The organism is Caballeronia sp. LZ028, assembly GCF_031451415.1.
GTDB classification, from domain to species: Bacteria; Pseudomonadota; Gammaproteobacteria; order Burkholderiales; family Burkholderiaceae; genus Caballeronia; species Caballeronia zhejiangensis.
This window is the reverse complement of the sequence record NZ_JARUXN010000006.1, coordinates 1-19,648: the sequence shown is the minus strand read 5'-3', so window position 1 is coordinate 19,648 and position 19,648 is coordinate 1. Positions and strand designations below refer to the sequence as shown.

The 19,648-nt window shown below is 62.5% G+C and carries 16 protein-coding genes and 1 pseudogene; 4 read left to right on the top strand and 13 right to left on the bottom strand.

Annotated features, from left to right (window positions below; translation table 11 throughout):
- The first annotated feature begins 787 nt into the window (after positions 1 to 787).
- The 4 genes from QCE58_RS30050 to QCE58_RS30035 all read left to right on the top strand — a co-directional run bounded on the left by QCE58_RS30050 (position 788) and on the right by QCE58_RS30035 (position 5,850).
- Positions 788 to 1,711, top strand: coding sequence for an NAD(P)/FAD-dependent oxidoreductase (locus QCE58_RS30050; RefSeq protein WP_034471109.1), 924 nt, complete (start codon positions 788 to 790; stop codon positions 1,709 to 1,711).
- A gap of 201 nt (positions 1,712 to 1,912) precedes the next feature.
- Positions 1,913 to 2,275, top strand: a complete 363-nt coding sequence (locus tag QCE58_RS30045) for a HigA family addiction module antitoxin (protein WP_250522729.1) — start codon at positions 1,913 to 1,915, stop codon at positions 2,273 to 2,275.
- Positions 2,265 to 3,773 (top strand): ATPase domain-containing protein, encoded by a 1,509-nt coding sequence (locus tag QCE58_RS30040; RefSeq protein ID WP_033535654.1) that lies wholly within the window; start codon positions 2,265 to 2,267, stop codon positions 3,771 to 3,773. Before QCE58_RS30045 ends, QCE58_RS30040 begins: the two co-directional genes overlap by 11 nt.
- Positions 3,774 to 3,780: 7 nt before the next feature.
- A complete protein-coding gene (locus QCE58_RS30035) occupies positions 3,781 to 5,850 on the top strand; it encodes a hybrid sensor histidine kinase/response regulator (RefSeq protein WP_008345540.1) in 2,070 nt (689 codons plus the stop codon).
- A 321-nt stretch (positions 5,851 to 6,171) separates the two neighbouring features.
- Here QCE58_RS30035 and QCE58_RS30030 read toward each other — a convergent pair whose 3' ends face one another.
- From QCE58_RS30030 to QCE58_RS29970, 13 genes and pseudogenes are all read right to left on the bottom strand, one after another.
- Positions 6,172 to 7,329 (bottom strand): hypothetical protein, encoded by a 1,158-nt coding sequence (locus QCE58_RS30030; RefSeq protein WP_008345539.1) that lies wholly within the window; start codon positions 7,327 to 7,329, stop codon positions 6,172 to 6,174.
- Positions 7,316 to 8,569 (bottom strand): LssY C-terminal domain-containing protein, encoded by a 1,254-nt coding sequence (locus QCE58_RS30025; protein ID WP_250522730.1) that lies wholly within the window; start codon positions 8,567 to 8,569, stop codon positions 7,316 to 7,318. Before QCE58_RS30025 ends, QCE58_RS30030 begins: the two co-directional genes overlap by 14 nt.
- Entirely contained in the window at positions 8,566 to 9,855 is a 1,290-nt protein-coding gene (locus QCE58_RS30020; protein WP_008345537.1) for an LssY C-terminal domain-containing protein, read from the bottom strand. Before QCE58_RS30020 ends, QCE58_RS30025 begins: the two co-directional genes overlap by 4 nt.
- Before the next feature lie 482 nt (positions 9,856 to 10,337).
- On the bottom strand, positions 10,338 to 11,012 hold the full coding sequence (locus tag QCE58_RS30015) for an alpha/beta family hydrolase (protein ID WP_250522731.1): 675 nt from the start codon (positions 11,010 to 11,012) through the stop codon (positions 10,338 to 10,340).
- Positions 11,013 to 11,446: 434 nt separating this feature from the next.
- Positions 11,447 to 12,400: an agmatinase gene (gene speB / locus QCE58_RS30010; RefSeq protein ID WP_250504538.1), complete on the bottom strand. Its 954-nt coding sequence runs from the start codon at positions 12,398 to 12,400 to the stop codon at positions 11,447 to 11,449.
- A gap of 16 nt (positions 12,401 to 12,416) precedes the next feature.
- On the bottom strand, positions 12,417 to 12,968 hold the full coding sequence (locus tag QCE58_RS30005; RefSeq protein WP_008345534.1) for a cupin domain-containing protein: 552 nt from the start codon (positions 12,966 to 12,968) through the stop codon (positions 12,417 to 12,419).
- A 141-nt stretch (positions 12,969 to 13,109) separates the two neighbouring features.
- Complete coding sequence (locus QCE58_RS30000; protein ID WP_250442252.1) at positions 13,110 to 13,808, bottom strand: DUF1989 domain-containing protein; 699 nt, start codon at positions 13,806 to 13,808, stop codon at positions 13,110 to 13,112.
- A gap of 10 nt (positions 13,809 to 13,818) precedes the next feature.
- A complete protein-coding gene (locus tag QCE58_RS29995; RefSeq protein ID WP_250522732.1) occupies positions 13,819 to 15,054 on the bottom strand; it encodes a M20 family metallo-hydrolase in 1,236 nt (411 codons plus the stop codon).
- Positions 15,051 to 15,860, bottom strand: a complete 810-nt coding sequence (locus QCE58_RS29990) for an amino acid ABC transporter ATP-binding protein (RefSeq protein ID WP_008345531.1) — start codon at positions 15,858 to 15,860, stop codon at positions 15,051 to 15,053. Before QCE58_RS29990 ends, QCE58_RS29995 begins: the two co-directional genes overlap by 4 nt.
- Complete coding sequence (locus QCE58_RS29985) at positions 15,857 to 16,510, bottom strand: amino acid ABC transporter permease (protein ID WP_008345529.1); 654 nt, start codon at positions 16,508 to 16,510, stop codon at positions 15,857 to 15,859. Before QCE58_RS29985 ends, QCE58_RS29990 begins: the two co-directional genes overlap by 4 nt.
- Positions 16,511 to 16,519: 9 nt before the next feature.
- Positions 16,520 to 17,182 carry an amino acid ABC transporter permease gene (locus tag QCE58_RS29980; protein WP_250522733.1) on the bottom strand — a complete coding sequence of 221 codons (663 nt, stop codon included), beginning with the start codon at positions 17,180 to 17,182 and terminating at the stop codon, positions 16,520 to 16,522.
- Between the two features lie 7 nt (positions 17,183 to 17,189).
- Positions 17,190 to 18,044, bottom strand: coding sequence for a transporter substrate-binding domain-containing protein (locus QCE58_RS29975; protein WP_008345520.1), 855 nt, complete (start codon positions 18,042 to 18,044; stop codon positions 17,190 to 17,192).
- A gap of 459 nt (positions 18,045 to 18,503) precedes the next feature.
- A pseudogene (locus QCE58_RS29970) lies at positions 18,504 to 19,402 on the bottom strand (2-oxoglutarate dehydrogenase E1 component); the annotation flags it as partial.
- Between the last annotated feature and the right edge of the window lie 246 nt (positions 19,403 to 19,648).

The following is a 19,648-nucleotide window of genomic DNA, read 5'->3' as shown; positions in this document are numbered from 1 at the left end:
CAGGTACGTGCTCATTGTCACGGGCACTGCCGCGCGTCACGACTCAGCGCGCATGTACGAAATGCGAGGAAGCGGAACGTCAACGCGGAAGTACAAACGCGGGCGTCCACAAACCGCGCGATCCGAACACCGAGGGTCTGCCGGGCAGCAGAGCGCTCGCGGATGACAAGGCGACCGGCGTCAGCCTGCCGCTGTTTCAAGAAGTGAACCCGGCCTCTTATATTCAAGACGCGTGCTGAAAGTTGCACGGCCACCGATCCACAGACGGTTGGCCGACCGGCTCGCGACACAATGTCCGAACATCGGTGCACCGTTCAGTGTGAAACACAGTCGGTCGGAACGCTGTGACAGGCGGACGGCGGGTTGCCTTTGGCCACCGAACCGCGCACCCGTTCTGATTGCTGGTTGATCTGGCGTCGCGATCATCCCACCCACAAGCGGGCGGCGGCGCTGCCCGCGCGAACGTCGGTGTCCTTCCCACGAAGCGCTCTTTCGGTGCCTCGACCTGAGACTGAGACGAAAGACGAGATTCGCTTTTCGACGAAGTCGACGGCTGCCTGGGCTGCCACGCACGAGACCCGCTTGCTAACTCCGGGCATGTCGTATCGGCAGCGTGGCTCGACGGGTCGGGTGCTTGCGACCCGCACGCACTGTCGCGATCACTTTGATTGTCGGGTTTCAACATGGGATTTTTGGGAATCGGAATTGCTCAACCCTGCCACGAAGGCTTGTTAATGAACCGCGCACCGTGTTGATTCGGCTATGTCGGTTGTGCAAGAAGGAATCGATGATGGATCAGGCTTTTGACTGTGTTGTTATCGGCGGCGGTCCGGCTGGGTTGACCGCTGCACTCTATCTTGCCCGGTTCAGGCGCTCGACCCTGGTTATCGATGCCGGTCAGAGCAGAGCGTCGCGGATCCCGATCGTGCGTAACCTTGCTGGTTTTGAAGGCGGCATCAGCGGCAAGGAACTCATCGTCAAGATGCGTCGACAGGTCGATTGCTACCCGGTGCCGATAATCGCCGGCCGAGTCGTCGCGATACGACAGGTGTCCGCCGGCTTCGTCGTGGACTACAGGAGCAGCGGCGATGCTGACAGGCAGAGCGCTCTGGCACATCGTGTCCTGCTCGCGTTCGGGATCCGCGATAGGCTACCGCCGATCGTCGGAGCCGAACGGCTTACCGAAAAAGGATTGCTCAGGCTGTGCGCGATATGCGATGGCTTCGAGGCGCAAGGCAAACGGGCGGCGATGCTAGGTTCCGCGTCACGAGCGCTGTCGCACGCTTTGTTCTTCCGAACGTTTTGCAGGCAGGTAGCTGTCGTCGCGCCCGACCTTTCGGCGCTGACGCAAGAGGAGCGCGCGTCGGCCGTAGAGAACGCCATAGAATTGGTGCCGTTGGGTGCGCTCGAAGCTTCGGCTAACGCTGACGGGCGCTTGAGCGTTGTCTGCCCGGATGGGCGGCGACAGAGGTTCGATATTGTCTATCCTGTGCTTGGCTCTCGCGAAGAAACTGAGCTATTGAGTGGCTTGAACGTCGAACGGGATGAGGACGGCATGATCGTGGCGGATAAGCGGCAGCGCACTAGCGTGGCCGGCATATTTGCCGCGGGCGATGCAGTCAATTCGTTGAATCAGATCTGCGTGGCAGTCGGCGAAGCCGCGATCGCGGCGACGGCTATCCATTGCAGCTTGCCAGGCAATCCGCTTTGAAGCGGCGGCAGGCCGCTGCGACATCAGCATCGGCGTGAGTAGGCTAGCTGCGCCGTATCTTGCTTCGCACTGTCGCGGCTCAGAGCGAGGGAATCTGTGAAAAGATGGTCTGGCCGGGCCGGGCCGGGACGCTCACGGCGCGGCTCACCCAGCTTCATGGTAGCCTGATCACTTGTCACGCAACGCGTTACGCTTGCCACCATGGCTTCCACGTCGATTCCCGGCACCACCCGCTATCAGGACGAGGCACACCATCCAGGGGATCTTCTCAAGATCTTTGTGCTGCCCCATTTGGGCCTCTCGGTGAGCCAGGCGGCCCGAGATCTGGGCGTGGCTCGTCAAACGCTTCACCGGATCTTCGACGGCAGCGCGAGCATCACGCCCGAAATGGCGGTGCGTCTCGAGGCCTTTTGTGGCGTGCCGGCGATGCACTGGTTGGAACTGCAATCCGCGCATGATGTCTGCGACGCTCGTACTTCGCTCGAGCAGGCGCTGACGAAAATTCCGAAACACAGGCTCTCCCGTCTTGCAATGAAGCAGCTTGGAGCAACAGATGAACGATAGTACCGTAATGCCCCAATACGCTCGCACGGGCGTCCCGGGGCTCGACGACATTCTCGTTGGCGGACTGAGCCGGGGCAACTTGTTCCTTCTCGAGGGAAGTCCGGGCACGGGCAAGACAACCATCGCGCTGAGTTTCCTGCAGGCTGGCGCCGAACTGGGGGAGCCATGCCTTTACATCACGCTCTCCGAGACGATGGAGGAACTGCGCAACGGCGCCTTGTCGCACGGATGGCGGCTCGGTCCACAGATCAGCATCTTCGAAGTCAGCCCGTCCGAAAATCTGCTTGACGCCGATCAGCAGCAGACGCTGCTCTATTCCTCCGACCTCGAGCTGGGCGAGACGACGCGGCTCATCCTCGGCGAGTTCGAGCGCGTGAAACCGAAGCGCGTGGTCATCGATAGTCTTTCGGAGATTCGCTTGCTTGCGCAAAGCTCGCTGCGCTACCGCCGGCAGATCCTGGCATTCAAGCATTACTTCGCGGGCCGCGACGCCACGGTGCTCATGCTGGACGATCTCACCTCCGATGCGGCGGACAAGACTGTGCATAGCGTGGCGCACGGCGTCATCAAACTGGAGGAGTTATCGCCGCAATATGGCGCCGAGCGCCGGCGCCTAAGGGTGCTCAAATACCGCGGTCAGCATTTTCGTGGCGGCTATCACGATTTTGCTATCCGACACGGCGGGGTGGCGGTGTTCCCGCGACTTGTCGCCGGTGAGCACCGAACCAGTTACGCGCGCACGCAAATGACAAGCGACGTTGCGGAACTCGACGCTTTGCTCGGCGGGGGTGTCGAGCAAGGATCCAGCACGCTTATCCTTGGTCCCGCCGGGACCGGCAAGAGCCTCTTCGCGATCCAATTCGTCACGGCGGCCGTGCGGCGGGGCGAAAAGGCTGCGCTCTTCGTCTTCGATGAAGAGCTCGGCCTTCTGTTCGACCGTGTGCGCCCAATGGGCATCGACCTCGAAGCCATGAGAGATGCCGGTGACCTGCACGTCGAACAACTGGACGCGGCAGAGCTGTCGCCGGGCGAGTTCGCGCATCGCGTGCGTGCGAGTGTCGACCGCGCGCGTGTAAAGACGGTTGTCATCGATAGTCTGAACGGGTATCAGGCCGCCATGCCTGAGGAAAACGCGCTCGTACTGCACGTGCACGAGTTGTTGCAGTATCTGAATCGGCAGGGCGCGAACACCTTTTTGACTGTCGCCCAGCACGGCCTCGTCGGCGACATGAAGGCGCCGGTCGACGTGACCTATCTTGCTGACACGGTCATCCTGCTTCGTTACTTCGAAGCGATCGGGCGCGTTCGACGTGCGGTGTCGGTCATCAAGAAGCGCACCGGGGCTCATGAGGAATCGATCCGCGAGTTCCGTATCGGTTCGGAGGGGCTCACGCTCGGAGAGCCGCTGGAAGATTTCCAGGGGGTGCTTCGAGGCGTGCCGACGTTCGTCGGAAAGTCGGCGCCTCTGCTGACGCCGAAGACTGCAACCAAGGACTGACGATCGCATGGCCGAAACCGAGCGATGTCCCGTGCTGCTCCTTACCCCGTCGGGACGCGACTGCGTCGTTGCGCAGGCGCTGTTGGGGGCGGCCGGGATCGACGCAGAGCCGTGCAAGAACGTAGCGCAACTCGGCGAGACGTTGAGAGACGACGTCTGCTGCGTTATCGTCGCCGACGAAGCGTTGAACGGCGCCGACCTCGCCACGCTGGCGGGATGGGTGTCGTCGCAGCCGCCGTGGTCGGACCTTCCATTTGTCGTACTCACACAGCGCAGCGGTCCCGTTCGCAGACCGATGGCCGAGCGGTTGATTACGGCACTCGGCAACGTCACGTTCATCGAGCGTCCGTTTCACCCGACGACGTTCGTAAGCGTCGTCGAAACAGCGGTGCGGGGCCGGAATCGCCAGTTCGAGGCTCGGGCTCGAATCCGAGAACTCGATGAGGGCGAAGCGCATCTTCGCATAGCACTCACGGCCGGACACCTCGGCTCCTGGAGCCTCGATCTTTCCAGCAACACGCTGACAGCATCGACGACTTGCAAAGCGATATTCGGCCGCTTGGAGACCGACAACTTTACTTATGAAGAACTGATTGCAAGCACTCATCCCGAGGATCGCGAGCGGGTGCAGGCAGCCATCGCGGTCAGCGCGGAAACCGGCTGCGACTATGCGATCGAGTATCGCAACGTCTGGCGCAACGGGACCGTGCACTGGGTTGAAGTCAGGGCGCGTGTCGTGCGCGACGACCGGATCGTTCGGCTCGTCGGCGTTTGCTCCGACGTGACGCTGCGCAAAACGTCGGAAGATCAGCTGCGCCGGGTGAACGAATCGCTCGAAGTCAAGGTGCTGGAGCGCACCGCGCAACTGGAAGACGCGCATCGAACGGTGCTCGAGGAAATACGGCAGCGCGAGCACACAGAGAAGCTGCTGCGGCAGGTCCAGAAGCTCGAGATGATCGGCCAGTTGACGGGCGGCATCGCGCACGACTTCAACAATTTGCTGATGGCGATCATGGCGAATCTCGAACTCGTGCGAAAGGAAGTGCCGCCGGAAGAGCGAGTGGGTCGGTTGGTCGATGGCGCGCTGAAAGGCGCTCAACGCGGCGCCGCGCTCACTCAACGGCTGCTCGCGTTCGCGCGACAGCAGGTCCTTAAGGTCGAGCCTGTCCAGATGTCTGCGCTGGTTCACGGCATGGCCGACCTTCTGGACCGGTCGATTGGCTCTATGATCGAACTGGTCATCGATACGCCCGAAGAAGTGCCGTTCACTCGCGTCGACACAAATCAGATTGAACTGGCGATACTGAACCTGGTAGTCAATGCGCGCGATGCGATGCCCGACGGCGGCGCAATCCAAATCAGCGTCGATACCGCGCATTCTGCGGGCGATGGCGACCTGCGAGCCGGCGACTACGTGCGGGTGACAGTGAGGGACACAGGCACTGGCATGGACGCCGCGACACTCGCCAAAGCGACGGAACCCTTCTTCACGACCAAGGAAGTGGGGAAGGGCACGGGGCTTGGCCTTTCGATGATTCACGGTCTCGCGCGTCAGCTACAAGGCGCGCTTCGTCTAGAAAGCACGTATGGAAAGGGCACGCGTGCATCGCTCTGGCTTCCTGTCACGGGTCGCCCGGCTGCCGAGGAGCGTATCGCCGATGACCCGAAGGACGACGGTCCGGCCGACGCCAGCGAGCTGCGCGCCACCGTACTAGTCGTCGATGATGACCCACTTATTTTGTCAAGCACATCTTATCTCCTGCAGGACCTTGGACATGAGGTGATCGAGGCCGCATCAGGGGACGCCGCGCTCCAAGTCCTTCGCGCAGGCCAGAAAGTTGACGTTCTGCTGACTGATTTCTCAATGCCCAAGATGACCGGCGTTGAATTAGCCAATGCGGCGCGGGCACTCAGGCCCGTCCTGCCTGTCATACTCGCAACCGGCTACGCGGAACTGCCGGAGGGCACCGGAGCGGATCTACCGAGACTACGCAAGCCGTATCAACAGAGCCGGCTTCTGCAAGAGATCAGGAACGCCGTGAAAAGCTTGGAATCGCCGCAATCCGGGGCGCAGTAAGCTGTCCATCGCACGAGCCAGCGAACGGGCCGCCTTCCGGACACGTAACAGCCTTGACGGACGAACGACGTCTGCAGAGATGGTTGCCGCTTAACGCATATGGCTGCACGGATTTACTTCCTCACCCTTTCGTTAGCTGGTTGGCCGTTGTGCTAAATTCCGCAACCGGCCGGTTTCTGCCGTTCGACCAAGTCGCAGTGTGACCGCTCCAGCGGCCGGTTCAGGTCGAGACCGGACCGACGCCGGACCGGTGTACATTGGGTTGCATCAACCGGTTGAAACGGCCCCGAACGCGTTCGTTGACAGACGACTGCCAGCTAATCAGCGGATCGGCACGCCAAGATCCTCCTCCAGGAAGCGCAGAATCGCCTCTGCCAGCGCCTCACGAGGATACGCATTCTGTGTAACGAAGAGCGCCCCGATCGTAGGGTGGGTCCGCGCAACAGGCACCGCGAGCGCCCAGTGATCCGCATTGACGTAGGCGAGCAGCGTGCTTCCGGGGACAACCTGATCGTAAAAGATGACCTGACTGTCGTTCCGCGAGTCGACGCGCGCGAGCTTGTCATAGCTCGACTTCAGGATCGAGGAGATTCGCTCGGGCTGCGGGAACGTCACGACCGAGTAGTAATGCAGATCAGCCGGAAGCGGATGCTGCGCGAGCCACGCTTTGCGAGTCGCAGGTCTCAAACTCTCTACGGCACCACCATCGCCCGATGTGCAGGTTGCGCCCGGAACATATCGCAACAAGTCGGCCTGATATTGGTCGGCGTCGTTGGCGAGCGGGGAGCCGCCGATTGCACCGGCGGCACTCACCACCGCCGCCACGCGGCTTCGTATCTCAGGATAGGCGACCAGTGCTTCCAAAATGTCGGGCGCCCCCTTCGAATAACCAATCAACACGAGCCGCGGCGCGTCCTCCGATGCCGGCATAGCCATGATCGCGTCGCGAATTTGCCGTGCATTGTTAGTGGAACTCGACAGCGCGTCGACGTTGATGAGCGCTGCATCGAAGCCATACTCGCGAAGATGCGTCACGACGGTATCCGGCGTATCCAGCCAGGGATCGAAGCAATCGTAGCCGACGCCATGCACCACCGCCCCAATCAGGTGCCGCCTGGACTGGCCAAGTTCGACGGGCTCGCCGGTGCCAGGGGACTCTGCGCCGACCCGCGTCAGCGCTTGCTCGCACGGGCGGTAGTCGGGTAGCGCTGCACCGCGTGCTTCGAGGACCGCGCAATATATTTCCCGAAAGCGCCCTCGCTTATCCATGACGCCAGCCTGAGACGCGGGCATGAGAACCATCGGGGGTGTATCGGCCGAGTACGGGATAAGCGGCTTCGCCGCGCATGCGCCGAAGAGAACGCACGACGTGATCGTCGCTAACCAAGCGCTGATCTGGCGGCACGCATCGAAGGCAGCGGCAACCTGACGCTTGAATTGAATGAGCGCCCATCTCGATCTCGAGTCACTGACTCGCATTGCCGGTTGCTCCAGTTTGACGAGTATCTGGCTCTTCCAGATAGGGGACCCACTCAAGAAAATCGACATCCGACAGACTCCGCGGCCGGGTGGCGAAGAACACGACCGCGCGCAATCCGTCCGTATAGTAAGTCGCACCGTCAAGGGTTATACGAGGACGAGTCGGCGGTGCGGGGCCAACACCGTTCACAAATCCGAGCTTTTCGAGGCCGCTCGAATACATCAGGTCCTGCATCAGAAAGTTGCGTGCCTCGTCGACGTTCTCGTGGAGAGTGAGGCGTTTTTTATCGCGGGGCGCAAAGCGCCCGCCGACAGGGCGGCCGACCTGCGCGACGTAGACCAGTTGTCCCTGAAAGCGGATCGGAGCGAGCCATCCCCGGATCCAGTTTGCGGGCGCCCCGGCCTGCGCCTGCTTGCGCATGACAAAGTCCGGTTCCCGACCGAAGACGCGCTGCGCGAGGTCAAACTCCCGCGCATCGCGCCGATAGTCGCGCCGCACCAGCGCTGCCCCGATGTCGGTGAGCTGGCCAATGCCAATGGCATTTAGCGGATCGGCCTGAATAGTCCCGCTCGGGTCGGTGGCACAGCATGGTAGGCGCTCGAGCGCCGCGCGCAGCGACGCCAGGTCCTGGTAGTCCGTGATTCCAGTGGCAGAGGGTGGCAGAGGGATCTGCGACAGCCGTGGATCCATCGTGCCGCCTGGCACACGCAGAAAGATCGAGAAGGGCATCAGCGTCTGGTTTCCCAGCAGATCGACATTGACGAGCTTGATGCCTTGATCGGGGTTGGTGAACAAAATGCCCGATCGTGTCTCCCCCGCCGGGATGGGGTTGTTGAACCTGAGATCACGGAAATAGTCGTCCATGCGCTTGTTGCTTGCGCCGCCAAACAGCGTATGCATTGACCATGCGACTTCATGAGGTGAAAAGTAGTCCGGGTCCGTGCCCGAGCGTAAAAGCCACAGCGCCTGCGACGTCCCATTCTGCACTTCGAGCCAAAGCGGCTGCACTCCCGTTCTGTTGACGTCGGCACCATACATCCGCTTGCTGTCTTCTTCGCTAAGCACCGTTGCGCTCACGCGTACGCCGCGACTGGAGGCGCTGACCTCGCGCTGACGCAACGGCTCAGCGTCCGCCTCGGGCGGAACTTGCCATGTCGAGCAGCCGGCCAGCGCGAGCGCCAGGCATAGCGCGAGTTCTGCATTAGACCGTCGCCTGCGCAAGGTCTGCTGGATGGTCATGGCCTCGCTCCTGGCGTCACCCGCAGTACCTTGTACGGAGTGATCCACGGGAAGATTTCGATCTGCGATAACGGCCTCGGCGTGCGATCGAACACCAGCACGACGCGGAAGCCGTCGGTGTAATACGGGTCGGTCGTCAAATTCCTTCGCGGCGCAGCTTCCAACACGGCACCCACTCCCGTCACTAGTCCCATCTTGAACAGGTTCTGGGAATACGCCATGTCTTCGGTCAGCGCAGTGCGTGCCTCATCCACCTCCGGGTCGATCTTGTGTGTCGTGAACGTTGACGAGTGCCACGTCAGGCGAATCCCGATATCGCGGCTGATCTGTCCAACCCACACAGGCTTGTCGTGATAGCGCATCGTGCTGAGCCAGAGCCGCATATGGTTGCGCTGGTGAATGTCGCCCCGCGCCTTTTGAAGCGCGAGGTCTTGGGCGCGTCCGAACAGGTAAAGGTCGCTCACCGGCGCGTTGACGTACGCTTGGCCCGACAACGCGGCGCTGATCATCCGCTCGATTGCCCCCGACCACTTTCGTTCCGTGAGGCTCCAGCCCCGCCGCACGAGTGCGGGAAAGGCGTCGTCGAGGCTGCCGACGATCACCAGGTTGAGCGGGTCGCCCTTCTTTGAGCCGTCCTCGTCAGTTGCGCAACAGGGCAGTGCTTCGAGCGCTTCTCGAAAGCTCGCGTCGTCCGTGTAATTTACAGTGGGCTCCTGCGGATCGGTCGCCCGTCTGAAGACCTGACTACGCTTGTAGTCGGCTTCAAACCCAGGTACGGATACGAAAACGGAGAACGTCCGAGCGTGTCCGCTCGCGACGAGATCCAGTTGGACCAGCTTCGCGCCCGCGTTGAAATTCGTCAGCACAAACCCCGCGACCGTCTCTCCGGGACGCACGGGGTTATGAAAAGCGAGACTACGGAAGCGGCGCGCGAGCTCGGAACGCTGGTCGGGCGAAGCATCGCTGCTGAAAGCCTCTGCCGCCTCCGATGCGGGAAAGAAGTTTGGATCCAGGCCGGGTGACAGGAGAAAGTAGTTGTGGTCCTCGCGATTGCGGACCTCGATCCAGACGGGCTGAATTCTTCTTTCGGCAAGCGGGACACCGTACACCGCCGCGCTTTCCTCTGAGGACAGCACGGCTGTTGAAACCTCGATGCCGGCCTCGTCGCGTGTCACGGCCCGGTTTTGGTAAGCCGGTATTGCGGCTTCTGGCGGAACCGCAGCGCAACCGACCACTAGATAGCCGACGGAAATCGCAATCAGCATCCTGGTAACGACGCTGTTCATCAAGTCAACTCCGGGGTTGACACCGTGGCGTTCGGTCGCGCGGATCAGCTAGCTAACTGCGCGCCGCCCTCACTGAGCTTGCAGGAGTACGCTACCCAGTTTAGTAGAGGTTGAGGCGCCGATGGGGTAGCGACCGCGGATCGCATCCGTGCAGCACGGAGTTGATGATCGCAATGTCTTGATTGCTTTCCGGCCGCGTCCCTAAGCGGCTTGCACGGATCGGCGCCGGCCAAATCAAAGCAGATGGCCCGCCGCGATTTCCGGGGGCGGAAGCACCGCAAAAAGATCGATCTGACAAATTCACTCACTAAGCACTGGCAAAACGCCGCCGACGCGACAGGCGTCGGTTGTCGTGGCTATGCGACAGACCGTCTGCGGATAGCAAAGCGTTGAGAGGGCGAGTGCAGGACGGCGAGTTCGCCGGCTTCCCGTCCCGACTCTGCTACAAGCATTCCTGCGCTTGCTCAGGTAACGCGCACGAACTACCCTTCGGCGAAGAACCACTCCGACATCGTCCGCGCTAGTTCGCGCACGACCTCCGCGTCGGTCCGGCCGGAGGATGCGCGCACGTGAAACGAATGATCTGCGTCGTCCACCACATGCAGCGTGGCGCGCGGCCCCAGCGTCTCGACGACCGACCTCAGCAGGTGAAGCTCGGCCAGCTTGTCGCGCGTGCCCTGCAGGAAGAGAATCGGCACCGTGACGTCCGCCAAGTGCCGCGCCCGCCCGACGCCGGGCGCCCCAGCCGGGTGCAGCGGGAACGCGACGAAAGCGAGGCCACGCACGCCATCGAGCGCGGAGATGGCTTGGGCCTGGGACGTCATGCGGCCGCCGAACGACCTGCCGCCCGCGAAGAGCGGCAGGGCTGGCAGCCGCCGGCGGGCCTCTGCGACGGCTGCCTGCACGGCAGCATGTGCCACGGCCGGCGAGTCCACCCGCCTGGAGCCCCGCTCCATGTACGGAAACTGGTAGCGCAATGTGGCGACGTTCGCCGCGGCAAGCGCGTCGGCCAAAGACGACATGCCGGCGTGCTGCATGCCCGCCCCAGCGCCGTGCGCGAAGACATATAGCGCTCGCGCGTGCTCTGGCACTTGAAGGAGCGCAGAGACCTTAGAGCCGTCGGGTAGTGCGAGCGAAAGCGATTCTGCGTCGTCCATGGTATTCAGGTCGTGTCGGTGTGGTCTTTGCGCCGATTCTGCATCAATGAGGCATCGGGAGACGCTTGTGGCAGCTTCCGGCAAGGCATTGCTCGGGCGGACTTTGCCGGCCGATCCATGGAGCGCGCCCATTGCGAAGGGCGCCGCAGTCGCGATGTGTCGGTTGACGACCGAAAGCCCGACAGCAATGTGATCTGCGCTTCGAGACGTTCGCGTAATAGCACGCCTGCATCATTGTTAGCGAGCTGTTACGACACTGCAAGCAGCGTCAAAGGAAGTTCCCGGAGAGCGGTTCATTTATCGGGCTCCCTGAAAGAGCAGGTCCGGCAGCAAGAAGCTCTTAGTCGACGCATGGTTGGCCGCGTATGGCCGCGACGCGGGTACGTCGCTCGCTAACGCCGGGACCATCGAGCGGCAGCGCGTTCGACGCTGCGCTAGCGTCGGCTCGATCCCGCCTGACGTGCCGCGAACAGACACAGCATCTCGTACATCATCGTTGCGGCGACGAGCGCGGTGTTGCCGCTCGGATCATACGGCGGCGACACTTCAACCACATCGCCGCCGACCCAGTTCAACCCGTCGAGTCCGCGCAGCAACGCAAGCGTTTCGCGCGTCGTCAATCCGCCGATTTCCGGCGTGCCGGTGCCAGGTGTGAACACCGGATCGAGCCCATCGACATCGAGCGAAAGATACACGGGCGCATCGCCGACCACGCGCCGCGCTTCTTCGACGATCGCCGCCGGGCCGCGTTCCTCGAACTCTTCGATGAACACCACGCGCATGCCGTGATCCAACGAATAACGCCAGCCTTCGTCGGTATTCTGCGCGCCGCGTATGCCGATCTGAATCGTGCGCGTGGGCTCGAGAAGACCCGCTTCGACCGCGCGTCGGAACGGCGCGCCGTGCGTGAATTTCGAGCCCTTGAACGCGTCCCACGTGTCCGTGTGCGCGTCGATATGCACGAGCGCGAGCGGCTGCTTCGGCGCGATCGCCTGAAAGACCGGATAGGTGATCGAGTGATCGCCGCCCGCGATCAGCGCTATCTTCCCCGCGCGGAATACTGGCTCGAAAAAGCGGCGGATATCGGCGTGCGCGGCTTCTAGATCGTAGAGATGCTCAAAGGGCACATCGCCGATATCGGCCACGCGGCACGCTTCGAACGGATTGAATCGCGTGACGTGATGAATCGCGCGCATCATCGTCGACATGTTGCGGATCTCGCGCGGCCCGAAGCGTGCGCCAGGACGCGCGGTGACACCGCCATCGAAGGGCACGCCCGCCAGCGCGATATCGAGCGCCGCGAGGTCGCGCTCGAACGGCACGCGCATGAAAGTGGGAATGCCGGCGAAGCGCGGCAACTGCATCTGCGAAACATCGGTGCTGGCCATGATGAGTTCCCGCTGATCAAAACGTGGGCGGCGTGTTGACCCAGAGTATGCGCGTGACCGCATCGCCCGGATTGCGATAGCTGTGCGGCTCGGTGCTCGGAAAATAGAACGAATCGCCCGCCTTGAGCGAATAGCTCTGATCGCCGAGCGTGAGTTCCAGTTCGCCTTCGAGCACATAACCCAACTCTTCGCCGACGTGATGAATCTGCTCGTCGCTGCGGGCAAGCGGCTCCAGTACGTGGATGTCGCCCTGAAGCAACTGGCCCGGACTCGGCACGACAAGGCGTTCGAGCATGATGGAGCCCTCGGCACGTCTGCGTTTGCCGGCCGCCGGAGCGGCCCGCGCGCCCGGAAAGCGCACCGAGGGCCGCTCGCTCGCACGCTGAACGGGCGAAGCCGTGAGGGTCGGCGCGGACAGCAGCGCCGCGATGTTGGTGTCGAGCGCAATGGCGAGCTTGTGCAGCATGGCGAGCGAAGGCGTCGCGTGGCCGCCTTCGACCTTCGACAGAAGACTTTCCGAGCAACCCGCCGCTCCCGCGAGCACCTTGAGCGTCATCTGTCGCACCATGCGCGCATGACGCAGACGCGTGCCGAGGCCATCGGCGGCGGACGCCGGCGCGGCGTTGGCTTTAGGTGAAGTACGCGCTGCAGTTGAGGAAGGTCGTTTGCTGGCCACGAATGAACACCATCGAAAAGAAGAAGGGCGCGCTTATGCGAGCACCGTGAACTCGACTTCGAGCGGGTTGAGCGCGTTGATCGGAATGATATCCTGCGGGCACGCCGACATGACCACGACGCAGTCCATCGCGGCCCTGATATCCACGTAATCGCCGGACTTCGACACGGGCGGCAGCCAGTCAATCGAATAATCCGGCTTGACGGGAATGTTCATCCAAAGATTGAACGGCTGGGGCACTTCCTTCGTGCGCAGGCCAATAGCCTTCAGCGCAAGCCGCAGGTTGTCCGCGCAGTTGTCGTGATAGTGCTCGACGCCGAGATTGCGATAGCGGTACAGGTCGCACGCGGCGATGAGCGTATCGTGCACGCCCGGCGACGTATCCGTGACGAGTTCGGCAATCGGGCGGCGCTGGTTGGTCACGAGCGGATCGCCCGGCTGCGGAATGATCTTGTCGATGAACGCGCGCGTATGTTCGAACGACAGAAACTCGTTCAGATGCTGCGCGTTGAAGATCCACGTATCGCACACTTGCGTGCCGTGCGGATTGGCGATGCGGATGGTCTGCCCGGCCTTCACGCGCACCGCGCGGCCGCAGCGCGCGGGCACCGTATACGTCATGCCGATTTCAGGCGTGCCGTCCGGCGAGATGGGTTCGTTGAGCGTGGCGTTGACGCCGGTTTCCTGGCCGTTGTCTTCGGTGCTTGCAAAAGTCGTTGCGGATGCGTTCATGTGGGCTCCTTCAGTCGTTGCAGAGTGTGGTGAGGCAATGAGCGAGCGCGCGTGCGCCGAGCACGAGATGTCCGGCGTCCGTCGCTTCGGCGGGGTTGTGGCTGATGCCGTCTATGCTGGGCACAAAGATCATTCCGCTCGGGCAATGTTTCGCGAGATACATGGCGTCGTGGAATGCGCCCGAGGTCAGATGCAGCGCGCGGGTATCGAGCGCGCGGCAGGCTTCGTCGATGCGCGACAACACGGACGGATTGAACGCGACGGGCGCATGGGCGAATAGCGCTTCGATGCGCGCGCCATGAGATTGCGCGATGGCCTGCGCGTGTTCATCGAACGCGCCGAGCACGCGCGCGTCCGGATGGCGGAAGTCGACGGTGAAACTCACCGCCGACGGAATCGTGTTGATCGAATTCGGCGCGATGTTCCAGCGGCCGAACGTGACGCGCGTATCGGCGCGGCCGAGTTCATGGGCGATGACATCGAGTTCCCGATGCAGCGCGATGGCGAGCGTCATCGCGTCGCGGCGCAGTGGCATCGGCGTGGTGCCCGCGTGGGCGGCGATGCCCTGCACATGGAACGCGTACCAGCGCACGCCCTGAATGCCGCTGACGACAGCGAGCGGCACCTCGGCCTTTTCGAGTTGCGGACCTTGTTCGATATGCAGTTCGACGAAGGCATGCGCGGCGTCTTGCTGCGCGCGCGGCGGCAGTTCGGGGAACGCGCTGACGTGGCGTTGCAGCGCCGCGCTCAGGGTTGTGCCTTCGGCGTCCTGCACGTGCGCATAACGCGCCATCCGCGACGGCTCCACGAAGGCGCTCGATCCCATCGCGCCCGGCGAGAAGCGCGTGCCTTCCTCGTTGGTCCAGATCGCGACTTCGAGCGGGCGGCGCGTGGGCACGTTCGCATCGTTCAACGCGGCGAGCACTTCGAAGCCCGCAAGCACGCCGTAACATCCGTCGAGCTTGCCGCCGGCAGGTTGCGTGTCGATGTGGCTGCCGGTCATCACCGGCGCAAGTGCTGCGTCGCCCTCGCGGCGGAAAAACAGATTCGCGCACGCATCCACATGCACGCTGCAGCCGAGCGCACGCGCGCGGTCGATCAGAAAGCGCCGCGCTTCGATATCGCGTTCGCCGAGCGCGGGGCGGTCCACGCCGCCGTCATCGCGCGCGCCGAATGCAGCGAGGGCTTCGATCGATTCGAGCAGGCGCGCCGCGTTCACGGCATCCGCCACTTGTCTTGCGCTCACGATGTCACTCCTTCGCTCACGAAATCGAGGCTGCGTTCCAGCCACGGTTTGAGAAACTGCTGCAAGCGCGGTGTGCGCGTATTGCCGAACAGTTGCGCGGGCGGTCCGGCTTCGACGATTTTCCCGGCTTCCATGAACACGACCTTGTCGGAGATCTTCGCGGCGAAGCTCATCTCGTGCGTGACCATCACCATCGTCATGCCTTCCTGCGCGAGCGAACGGATCACGTTGAGTACTTCCTCGACGAGTTCGGGATCGAGCGCGGATGTGGGTTCGTCGAGCAGAATCACTTCCGGTTCGATGGCCAGCGCCCGCGCGATGCCCACGCGCTGCTGCTGCCCGCCGCTCAGCCGCGCGGGATACGCGTCCGCCTTGTGCTCGAGACCGACACGCGTGAGCGCGGCCAACGCTTTCGTGCGCGCGTCGCGCCTGCTCATCTTCTTGGCGAGCACGAGCGGCGTCGCGACGTTGTCCAGCGCGTTCATGTGCGGCCAGAGATTGAATTGCTGGAAGACCATCGAAATAGGACGGCGCACGTCAGCGATGCTGGCTTCGCTGTCACGATCTTTCGCCGTGCGTCCTGTCGATCGATAGCCCAGCAACTGGCCTTTGATCCACACTTCGCCTTCGTCATAGGCTTCGAGAAAATTCATGCAGCGCAGCGCGGTGGTCTTGCCCGAACCGGACGGCCCGATCAGCGTGACGATCTCGCCGCGCATCACATCCAGGTCGATGCCCTTGAGCACGCGGTTCTCGCCGTAGGACTTGCCGACGGCGCGCAGCTTGAGTATCGGAAGGTCGCTCATGATGTCTTCTTCAGAAACGGAATGCGGGAAGTCGCGGCCTGCGCGATCAGCGACACGGCTTGCGTCAGCAGCCAGTAACATGCGATCAGCAGCGCATACGGACCGATATACGTGTAGCTCGATGCGACGATATCGCTGGCCGTCATCGTCAATTCGGGCACCGTGATGATCGACGCGACCGCACTCTCCTTGATGACGAGAATCGTCTGGTTCGCGATCAGCGGCGCCGCGAACGCGAGCGCCTGCGGCAGTTCGATGGAGCGGAACGCGTCTCGCCGGCTCACGCCGAAAGCGGCGGCGGCTTCGAGCTGACCGCGCGGAACGCTCGCCCATGCCGCGCGAAAAAGCTCCGCGAAATAAGCGCTCGAATAGAACGCGAGCGAAAGGATCGTGGCCTGCACGGCCGACAACGTCACGCCTAAAACCGGCAGCCCGAAGTACACGATCACGAGTTGCGACAGATAAGGCGTGCCGCGCACCAGCCACACGAACGCGCCATAGACGAGCGCGAACGGACGGCCGAACGCGAGCCGCATCGCATTGATCGCGAAGCCCGCGACGATGCCGATGAAGGCCGCCAGCACGCTCACTTCGAGCGTGATGCCCATCGCTTCGATGAAGCGCGGAACGAGTGCGATGAAGTTGTTCATGCCGATGCCTCACGGACGCCGTGCCACACGCAGCGCGTACACATGACCCGCGCCCGCGAGCAGCGACGTGATTGCCAGATAGAACATCGCCGCCAGCGCGTACACTTCGAGCGGCCGATACGTCGATGACGAAAGCTGCTGTCCTACGCGCATCAGATCCGTTACGGATATCACCGACACCACCGCCGACGCCTTGACGATATCGATCATTTCGGAGACGAGCGCGGGCAGCGTCGCGCGCACGACTTGCGGCACTTCGATATGCCACAAGGTCTGACGCCGCGTGAGATTGAAGGTCGATGCCGCCTCGATCTGCCCCGGCGCGATGGAGCGAAAACCCGCGCCCAGAATCTGCGACTGATACGCGCCCGTGTTGAGCGACAGCCCGATCACGGCGGCAGCGAGCCCCGGTAACTCCAGCCCGAGCGCGGACGGCACGTAGTAGAACACCAGCAGTTGCGCGAGTACGGGCGTGCCGCGCAGCAGGCTCACATACACGCGCGCCGTGCCGCGCATCAGCCGGCTGTCGCTGACCGACATCGTGTGGACGAACACGCCGACGAAGAAGCCGCAGCAGACAGCAACCGCCGACAGCACGAGTGTCGTCAGCGCGCCGTCGAGCAGTTGCGGCAAGTAGCCGATGCAGCGCGTAAGCAGATCGGGACCGTTCATCGCGATGTCAGATAGACGGTGCGGGAAGCGTGGCCGGAACGTCCATCGTCGAGCCGAACCATTTCTCCTGAAGCTTCTTCATGGTGCCGTCGCTGTTCGCTCTCGCGATGCCATCGCTGAAGAGCTTGAGCAGGGCAGCGCTGTCGGCGTCCTTGCGTGCGACCCAGGCGAAGTAGCTCTTCGGACCGATGGTCTGCGGCAGCACCGCGAAAACGCCTGGACGCGACTTCAGCAATGGCCCGAGATTGGCGACGGACTGCGCGACGGCATCGAGCCGGCCGACGGCGAGGTCGGCATAGGCTTCGTCGAACGCGACGTATTGCTTGATCTGCTTGATGCCGGGACCGCCTGCTTCCTTCAGCTTCTTGTCGAGCGCCATCAGCGCCTGCAATTGTGCAGAGCCGGTCTGCGAGCCGACCACCTTGCCGTTCAGATCGTTCGGCGCTTTGATGGAGGTATCGGCGGACCGGGTGAGTACGCCGGTGGTCGCGTCGGCGACGGGAACAGTGAAGGCGAAATGATCGGCGCGGTCCTTGTTGACGGTCACGGCCGTCACGACGACGTCGAAGCGCTTTGCATCGAGACCGGGCAGCAGACCCTGGAAGGGCAGGTCGAGCTGCTTGACCTTCACATCGGGCAGAGACTTGAGGACGTAGGCCATCAGATCGGCGTCATAGCCGACGATCTTGCCGTTATCGACGTATTCGAAGGGCGCGTAACGCGCTTCCGTCGCGATCGTGATTTCCTTGTTCGATTTGATGCGGGCGAGCAGATCTTCCGCGTGCGCAAGCGACGGCGCGGCGGCGTTGAGCGCGAGCGCGCCCGTCAGTGCGGCCAGCAAATGGCGAAGACGTTTGTTCATGACACTCCCCTTGCGTATGGGCTATGTTGAAGGCAATCGGAATTTCATTCAAGCAACTTGAATGAAATTCATTAGGCATGAAGTGTGCCAACGCGAAGCGCCCGGACCTGCGGGGCTTCGTCTTCCGACATGCACTGAAAGGGGGGTGTAGAAGCGGGCGAATGCACCGCCGCGCACGGCGATGCACCGGTTTGAAGTATGAAGGGAGTGATTGCGAGAGTCAGTGGGGTCCGCAATAGGGACGCAAGACGTCACACGAGCGACAGGGCGTCCGGCGGCCGCGGCTTAACCAGCAGCGGGGACATGGAGATGGATCCTCGATGCGTCGCGCGCAAGGGTTCGACTAGCAAGCTCGCAACGTTTCGTCAGTCTGGAGATTGCGAACTCGGGTACCCGGCGTACGATCGTACGTTCCGCGCGATCGACGCCCATCGTCCTGCTGCAAAATTGGCACTCGGCCTAAAGCTCGGCCGCCGCCAGGGCGGTCGCGACCAGCCGTGCTTGTTCCCGACGATGCGCCGCGACGGAAGAATGCGCGCCGGCTGGTGTCGCGGTGCGGCAGACATCGCGTAAGGCGCAATCGGCGGGAAGCACGGTCTCCAGTTCGTCGCGAACGAATCGCCATGCGCCCTGATTGCGGTCTTCCTCCTGCGCCCAAACGATGCTGCGCAAGCTGGTGAACCGGGCGAGCACGCGCCGGAGTGGGTCATGCGGAACGGATAGAGCTGCTCGATGCGGATGATCGCCGTCGATTCGTCGCCGGACCCGTCGCGAGCATCGCGCAATTCGTAGTAGAACTTTCCGCTGCATAGGACGACGCGTTCAACCGCACTTGCATCTGCGATGCGTTCGTCGCCCAGTACGCATTGAAATGCGCCATCGATCATCTCGCGCAGCGTCGAGTGCGACGCGACGTTGCCGTAAAGCTTCGACTTCGGAGACATGACGATGAGCGGCGTCCGACGTTTGGTCGTCGCCTGCTGGCGAAGCAGATGGAACCATTGCGCCGAGGTCGAAGGTACGACAATCCGCATGTTTTCGTCCGCGCAAAGCTGCAGGAAGCGGCCGAGATAGCCGCTCGAATGCTCCGGACCGACGCCCTCATGGCCATGCGGCAGCAATACGGCGAGCGCCGACTCATAACCCCACTTGAACTCACCGGCCGCGATGTACTGATCGATGAAAAGCTGCGCGCCGTTGACGAAGTCACCGTACTGCGCTTCCCAGACAGTCATCGTGGTCTTCGTTTGAACACTGTAGCCATACTCGAATCCAAGCACGGCCTCTTCGGTCAGCGGCGAGTTCACGATGTCGAACCGTCCCTGCCTTGCGGCGATGCCACTGAGCGGCACATGACGGTGGTGAGTGCACGTCAAGCACGAAGACGCGGCCGAAGCGCGCGCCCAAATCGCCATAGAGCTTCCCGGTGAGCAACAATTTCAAACAGGAAGCGCGGCTGATTTCCATTCTTGGATTTACATAATCAACATTATCGGCGTTTTTGATGTAGGAGCAACATGAGAATGTCGTGTTCTAGCAAGATACAAATGTCGTGTTTTTGCGACCACTGGCAAGCTGGCGACTGACTGCACCACTGCAGGAGC

Excerpts from the sequence above, each read along its gene's own strand:
- QCE58_RS30050 (WP_034471109.1), top strand. The coding sequence starts at position 788 with ATGATGGATCAGGCTTTTGACTGTGTTGTTATCGGCGGCGGTCCGGCT.
- QCE58_RS29985 (WP_008345529.1), bottom strand. The coding sequence starts at position 16,510 with ATGAACAACTTCATCGCACTCGTTCCGCGCTTCATCGAAGCGATGGGC.
- QCE58_RS29975 (WP_008345520.1), bottom strand. The coding sequence starts at position 18,044 with ATGAACAAACGTCTTCGCCATTTGCTGGCCGCACTGACGGGCGCGCTC.
- QCE58_RS30030 (WP_008345539.1), bottom strand. The coding sequence starts at position 7,329 with ATGCGAGTCAGTGACTCGAGATCGAGATGGGCGCTCATTCAATTCAAG.
- QCE58_RS29980 (WP_250522733.1), bottom strand. The coding sequence starts at position 17,182 with ATGAACGGTCCCGATCTGCTTACGCGCTGCATCGGCTACTTGCCGCAA.
- QCE58_RS30005 (WP_008345534.1), bottom strand. The coding sequence starts at position 12,968 with ATGGTGCGACAGATGACGCTCAAGGTGCTCGCGGGAGCGGCGGGTTGC.
- QCE58_RS30000 (WP_250442252.1), bottom strand. The coding sequence starts at position 13,808 with ATGAACGCATCCGCAACGACTTTTGCAAGCACCGAAGACAACGGCCAG.
- QCE58_RS29990 (WP_008345531.1), bottom strand. The coding sequence starts at position 15,860 with ATGAGCGACCTTCCGATACTCAAGCTGCGCGCCGTCGGCAAGTCCTAC.
- speB (WP_250504538.1), bottom strand. The coding sequence starts at position 12,400 with ATGGCCAGCACCGATGTTTCGCAGATGCAGTTGCCGCGCTTCGCCGGC.
- QCE58_RS30015 (WP_250522731.1), bottom strand. The coding sequence starts at position 11,012 with ATGGACGACGCAGAATCGCTTTCGCTCGCACTACCCGACGGCTCTAAG.
- QCE58_RS30040 (WP_033535654.1), top strand. The coding sequence starts at position 2,265 with ATGAACGATAGTACCGTAATGCCCCAATACGCTCGCACGGGCGTCCCG.
- QCE58_RS30020 (WP_008345537.1), bottom strand. The coding sequence starts at position 9,855 with ATGAACAGCGTCGTTACCAGGATGCTGATTGCGATTTCCGTCGGCTAT.
- QCE58_RS30045 (WP_250522729.1), top strand. The coding sequence starts at position 1,913 with ATGGCTTCCACGTCGATTCCCGGCACCACCCGCTATCAGGACGAGGCA.
- QCE58_RS30025 (WP_250522730.1), bottom strand. The coding sequence starts at position 8,569 with ATGACCATCCAGCAGACCTTGCGCAGGCGACGGTCTAATGCAGAACTC.
- QCE58_RS30035 (WP_008345540.1), top strand. The coding sequence starts at position 3,781 with ATGGCCGAAACCGAGCGATGTCCCGTGCTGCTCCTTACCCCGTCGGGA.